At 44.1% G+C, this 6198-nt stretch carries 3 protein-coding genes and 1 pseudogene; all 4 read left to right on the top strand.

Features of this window, described 5'->3' with window-relative positions:
• The first annotated feature begins 429 nt into the window (after positions 1-429).
• Entirely contained in the window at positions 430-1926 is a 1497-nt protein-coding gene (locus F6J99_RS40245; protein ID WP_293121785.1) for an arylsulfatase, read from the top strand.
• Between the two features lie 1974 nt (positions 1927-3900).
• Entirely contained in the window at positions 3901-5655 is a 1755-nt protein-coding gene (locus F6J99_RS40240) for an arylsulfatase (RefSeq protein WP_293121783.1), read from the top strand.
• A gap of 32 nt (positions 5656-5687) precedes the next feature.
• A complete protein-coding gene (locus F6J99_RS40235; RefSeq protein WP_293121781.1) occupies positions 5688-5906 on the top strand; it encodes a hypothetical protein in 219 nt (72 codons plus the stop codon).
• 91 nt (positions 5907-5997) lie between these two features.
• Positions 5998-6198: pseudogene (locus F6J99_RS40230) on the top strand (haloacid dehalogenase-like hydrolase); the annotation flags it as partial.

Here is a 6198-nt window from a genome sequence, read left to right as displayed (position 1 = left end):
GTGTGGGCTTCTTACCAACTCCACCCAACGGTTCGGATACTCGGTAAGCTTTATTAACGACACGGGATGCCCCTCCGCGCCGGAACAATACAATAAGTTGTATTTTTGATTAGTAGGTGGCTGACAAACCAGCATTTTCGGCTTTGTTTATCAGTACATATATTATAGCAATTTTATTAATACCCTGTGCAAAATTCATCCCACACCTAATGCTATGCATTAGGTGTGGGATGAATTTTGCCGGACAGCTAAAACAGTTTTTCACCTTGTATCAATGTTCTAAGCTTAATGCGTAGTGCTATAACTGTTGAATTCAACAGCTAGGGATTAGAGATAGGATGTCGTTGTTTTGTATTACTTCGGCATCCTATTGCACAAAAAAGGGCAATAACTTGATAGGGTAAACAAGGCACAGATAAGGTATTTTGAATGAATTGGAACCGTATTTGGAAGATAGGGGTGGCAGTTGCGATCGCGATTTTCTTTCAGTTAGAAATCACCATAGCACCCGCCCAAGCTCGAACTCAAAGACCCTGCTCTGGATTCGAGAATCCCAACATTGTCCTAATTTTCATGGATAACTTCGGTTGGGGCGAACTAGGAGTTTACGGTGGGGGCATCTTGCGAGGAGCGGCCACGCCTCGCATTGATAAGCTAGCTGGCGAAGGTATGCGTCTGCTCAATTTCAACGTTGAGGCTCAATGCACCCCCAGTCGAGCGGCCATTATGACCGGGCGCTATGCCATCCGCACGGGGAACTCCTCCATTCCCCTGGAAACACCGCTTTACGGGCTCACCCAATGGGAATACACTTTGGCTGAGATGCTCTCTGATGCAGGTTATTCCACGGGTATGTTTGGCAAATGGCACTTGGGTCAAACCGAAGGCCGATTTCCCACGGATCAAGGCTTTGATGAGTGGTATGGGATTCCCAACTCCTCTGATGAGGCCTTTTGGCCAGACGATCCTCGTTATCGTCCATACTCCCATCCTGCTGCTCATCCAGAATATATTATGACCGGGCACAAGGGAGAAAAACCAACTAAGCTGAAGGTCTACAACTTGGAGGAGCGAGCCGCGATCGACAAGACCTTGACCGACAAGTCGATGGACTTTATGGAGCGAAAGGTAGAAGCCAACAAGCCCTTCTTCTTGTTCGTTCCCTATACCCAAACTCACATGCCAGTCACACCACACCCTGATTTTGCTGGGTCAACGCGCAATGGTGACTTCGCCGATGTGTTAGCACAGACAGATTTCTATGTGGGACAGTTGCTCGATAAAGTAGATGAGCTTGGCATTCGGGACAACACCATCTTTATTTTTACCTCTGACAACGGTCCAGATCCATTGGCTCCCTACCACGGATTCAGCGGACCTTGGCGAGGCAGCTACTTCACGGGGTTTGAGGGATCGCTACGGGTGCCATTTATCATCCGGTGGCCAGGCAAAGTACCTGCAGGTGTTGTCAATAACGAAAATGTCCATGAAATGGATCTGTTTCCTACCTTTGCTCGAATTGTTGGGGGCAATGTACCCCAAGATCGCATGATTGACGGGGTCGATCAACTGAACTTTTTCCTAGGCGAACAAGTTCACTCTAATCGGGAGGCTGAGGTGATATATGTGGGCAACCAAGTATTTGGGGTCAAGTGGCGCAACTTCAAGATGATTAACAAAAAGATTGACAGTGCTTGGGCTAAACCCACTGAAGATTACAACGTGCAGATGTTCTTCGATCTTCATACTGACCCTAAGGAAGAGTATCCCCTAGATCCCAATTGGATTCACCTGACCTGGATGCGCTGGCCCGCAGGTCAAGTGTTGCTTGACCATACTGCTTCTCTAGAAAAGGAACCGCCAATTCCACCAGGCACACCAGATCCCTACATACCAACTGCTGGGCAAAGCACGCCGAAACACTAATGTTGACAATACAGCGGTTTGCAGTCCCACTAAGTACGGTGTTGTCTGCAAATCGTTCGAGTACGGGATTGTTGGGGTTGCTTAATAATGGAATGGGCATCCTGCCTGCCCGAAAATGAAACCAATCAATTAAGCCCCCAATTATAAAAAAAACCTGATGGCTAGGTAGTTGATTATGTCGGCTTCCTAGCTATTTTTGTAGCATACCGGACTATACCAATCCGTGTAGGAATTGTGAGAATTTTTGTTCCCTTTTCCCTACTCCCGTCTTGATGCAGTCGCTCATGGGGGAAACCCCCTTTGGCGGCGCTGCATCGCTACTCCCTACTCCCAGATCCGCTGTTCCCTGTTCCCAGATCCGCTGTTCCCTGTTCCCTTTGGTATATTTGTTAATCTAATTTACATGAATTTAAGCTTCCACTATACCAGGTTTTGAGACGATCGATGATGAGGCTTAACAAAACGAATCATAGATAAAACTAATTATTGTAACGTCCAATCCTGGTCATGTTTCTTATGGCTGAAAGATAGCATGTATAGGATGTAAAGTTAGGTTAAATATAAAATTTTTCCTAAAAAAATATCCTTTGACTGATAATTCTTGGTAATAGTTATACAGACTCTGCATTTAACAATCTACTGTTGGTATCTTAACATAAATTTACTTATGCAGATTCCTATTACCTATTACCCATTACCTATTACCCATTACCTATTAACCATTACCCAGATTTAGTACTAATGTTGCTGCATAAGTGACATGCTCCCGTGACATGCTCCGTGCAGATTCCAGCTATCAATTTTTAGGGTGTTGCTGATTCTTGGTATGATTGAGCCCCCCAATACTGCGGCAGGGCTGTTTCAAAATGCCATAAATTAACGATTAGAGGAGATAGCGGGATAGGCAAATAAACCAAAATTTGCTGATTTTTAAGCAAATTTAATGATTAAAATCTGACGAATTAGTCGAGTTCAATCAACTGAAATGACTAACAATTCGTTAATTAACCTGAAGGGCTGGTTGAAAATCCCTGCTCGTTTTACTAATCCGACCCCATGCAGTTAAAGCGCCTGATAGGTGTTCGCGTAGCGTGCGCGTAGCGCATATGCTGATAGCACCTCAAGTAGCGTGGCACAGGCTTTGGCCAAGCGGGGCGCGTTTGGCCACGCTGTGCGAACGACGCTGGGACTTAACGCATTAGCTGATAGCTGATAGCTGACGGCTGAATACTTACCTATTGGTGCGTTACGCTACCGCTAAACCCTACTGGTCTACCAATACTTTTTTTCAGATGCGATCGCACTCTAACGCGATCGGATCATTTTTTTCCGAATGGTTTGCCTGGAAGGGGAATTTCCTAGAAATACATATTGTGAAACTTTTGTCAATAACTATCAATGAAATCACCCTCTAGAAGATGTTATAGACTTCAACTATCAGAAACTTGAGATCCTATTTAGCCTAAAAAAATCAATTATCAAAGCTATAAACAGTAGTCGTTTTAGGGGATTACAACTACCATTATAGCCTAACAAGTACCAAAGAGCGAAAATTATTAATAATTTTTATTATTGTTTATTGCTTAAAATACCATCTTATCAAACTTAGACCCAAACCCCCGTTTTGTTTACATTTATTAACGGGTTTTTCTAGGGCAAAGATTATAGTAAAATTGTAAATTTTTGATAATAGATTAGTTTTTGTTATATATATATATATATATATTGATAAGAATATCAAATATAATCTCTGAATTTTTGCCGGATTTTATAAAAAACCTGGGTCAAATAAGTGCTTGCTAACTCTGGGTTTATGCGGGTTTAGGCTGATTCAATCTGGTAAATACTTAAGATTTTTTTAATCACATTTCATCAAAAAAATCATTTTTGTGATGGAAAAACTGTGCGATACTAACCAACGGGTGCAGAAAACTTGCAACACCAAACTTGAAACTCCGATACATAGGGAGAGTTATGGAATATTTGAGAGCTAATCGCTCCAAGGGCAGTCAGGAAACTGCCCAGATTGGGAAGCGATTATTCAATGGGGTGATGGCAATCGTACTAACGATTACCTTCGCCCTAGTTGGTTTCCTCCCAGGAACTAACCAAGGAATAGCACTTGCTGCCGATACACAAGACCAGCCCAACATCCTGGTAATTATGGGAGATGACATCGGCTGGTTTAACACCAGTATCTACAACCGGGGGATAATGGGCTATGAAACACCCAACATCGACAGCATTGCTGAAGATGGCATAATGTTCACCGACTTCTATGCTGAGAACAGCTGTACTGCTGGCCGCGCTGCCTTTATCACTGGTCAGAGTCCTGCACGTACTGGTTTAACCAAGGTGGGCTTACCTGGTGTTGACGTAGGATTACAGGCTAAAGACCCAACCCTAGCTGAGTTGCTTAAGCCCCTGGGCTATGCCACTGGTCAATTCGGTAAAAACCATCTGGGTGACTTAGATAAGTATCTACCCACTAACCACGGTTTCGATGAGTTCTATGGCAACCTCTATCACCTCAATGCTGAAGAGGAACCAGAAAACGAAGACTATCCACCTTTAGGTGAGTATCCAGTATTCGACGATCTTTTTAGGCCGCGAGGCGTAATCCATAGCTATGCAGACAATGAAATACTTTGCGAAGAGGGGACATTACTAAAACCAATAATAGACGTAACAAATCAAGATCCGGATAAGAATCCTAGCGGAAATCAACGAGTCTGCAACACCGGTCCGCTAACTAAAAAGCGGATGGAAACAGTGGACGAAGAGTTCCTAGATGGTGCACTAGATTTCATCTCTGAGGCCCACGATAACAGTCAGCCATTTTTTGTCTGGTTTAACGCCACCCGTATGCACGTCTTTACCCACCTTAAAGACGAATCTGTCGGGGTTACCGGACAGGGAATCGAGGCAGACGGCATGGTAGAACATGACGGTCATGTCGGTCAGCTTCTCCATAAGCTTGAAGAATTGGGCATTGACGATAAAACCATTGTGCTCTACACCACTGACAACGGTGCAGAACTATTTACCTGGCCCGACGGCGGCATAAGTCCTTTCCGTAACGAAAAAGTAACTAACTGGGAAGGTGGTTTCCGCGTGCCCGCTATGATCAAATGGCCTGGTCATATCCAACCAGGTTTGGTTTCCAACGAAATCATATCTCTCCAAGATATGTTGCCCACCCTCATGGCAGCAGTTGGTGTGGACGATATCAAGGAACAGCTACTTACAGATGGTTACACCACTCCTGACGGTGAGAATAACAAAATTCATCTAGATGGCTATAACTTCTGGCCCTATTTATCACGTCTAGGTACCCAATACCAATTTCCTGAAGGGCCTCGTGAAGAGTTCTACTATTTCACTGATGATGCTTACCCATCGGCACTCCGGTTTAAAGATTGGAAGATAATTTTTGCCGAACAGCGAGCTCTAGGTTTTGATACTTGGCAAGAACCCTATGTCAATTTGAGGGTTCCCATGATCCTTAATCTGCGTCGCGATCCCTTTGAGAGAGCTCCCTTCGAGTCTGACTATTACGTAGACTGGCGCTTCGAACGCACTTACTTGCTAGGTCCAGCCGTAGCATATATGGCTAAATTCCTGGATACCTTCAGGGATTTTCCACCTAGTCAACGTCCCGCATCTTTTAGCGTCGATATTGTTGTGCAGGAGCTAATAGAAGACCTCAAGAATATGGCATTGGATTAAGCTACTCAGTAGGGTATATAGCGCTACGCGCAATGGCATTGGCAAAAGGCAAAAGGCAAAAGTTTACTAAAACAGCTTTTGCTGCTTGTATCAATGTCCTAAGCATAATCCGTAGTGCTATAGCACTAAGTTTTTACTGGCTAAGTGCCACCCCTAGCTCAACAATCAAGGCGTCACTTGATGGCAAATCAGAAAAACTGCCCATCAGTGATGCCTGCCAACCAGGGTTGACCATAACTACTTGCCAATAGTTTGTATCAACAAGATCAGTTGGCTCCCTAAAAATAGCCTTAATTGGATTGAAGCTGCTCAGCAATTACACCGCAGAAGAAGCCTTATATCATGAAAAAAAGAACGTTTTTAGTTTTCCTATCGATTCTGTTATCAGTCTTTTGCCTAGGAAGCTTTGTGGCATGTCCCCCTGCTGCTGCGGACTATGACCCCTTAGTGTCTTGGAATGAGGGTACGACTAAGGACACGATTATTAACTTTGTGGAAGAGGTTACCAATCCTAACAGTTGTAATTACGTTCCTCCTAGCGAA

This window comes from Moorena sp. SIO4G3 (assembly GCF_010692305.1).
Classification (GTDB): Bacteria; Cyanobacteriota; Cyanobacteriia; order Cyanobacteriales; family Coleofasciculaceae; genus Moorena; species Moorena producens_A.
This window is presented reverse-complemented; position numbering and strand designations above follow the sequence as displayed.

What these genes read in the sequence shown, in the direction of transcription:
- F6J99_RS40245 (WP_293121785.1), top strand. Translation starts at nt 430, where the DNA reads ATGAATTGGAACCGTATTTGGAAGATAGGGGTGGCAGTTGCGATCGCG.
- F6J99_RS40240 (WP_293121783.1), top strand. Translation starts at nt 3,901, where the DNA reads ATGGAATATTTGAGAGCTAATCGCTCCAAGGGCAGTCAGGAAACTGCC.
- F6J99_RS40235 (WP_293121781.1), top strand. Translation starts at nt 5,688, where the DNA reads ATGGCATTGGCAAAAGGCAAAAGGCAAAAGTTTACTAAAACAGCTTTT.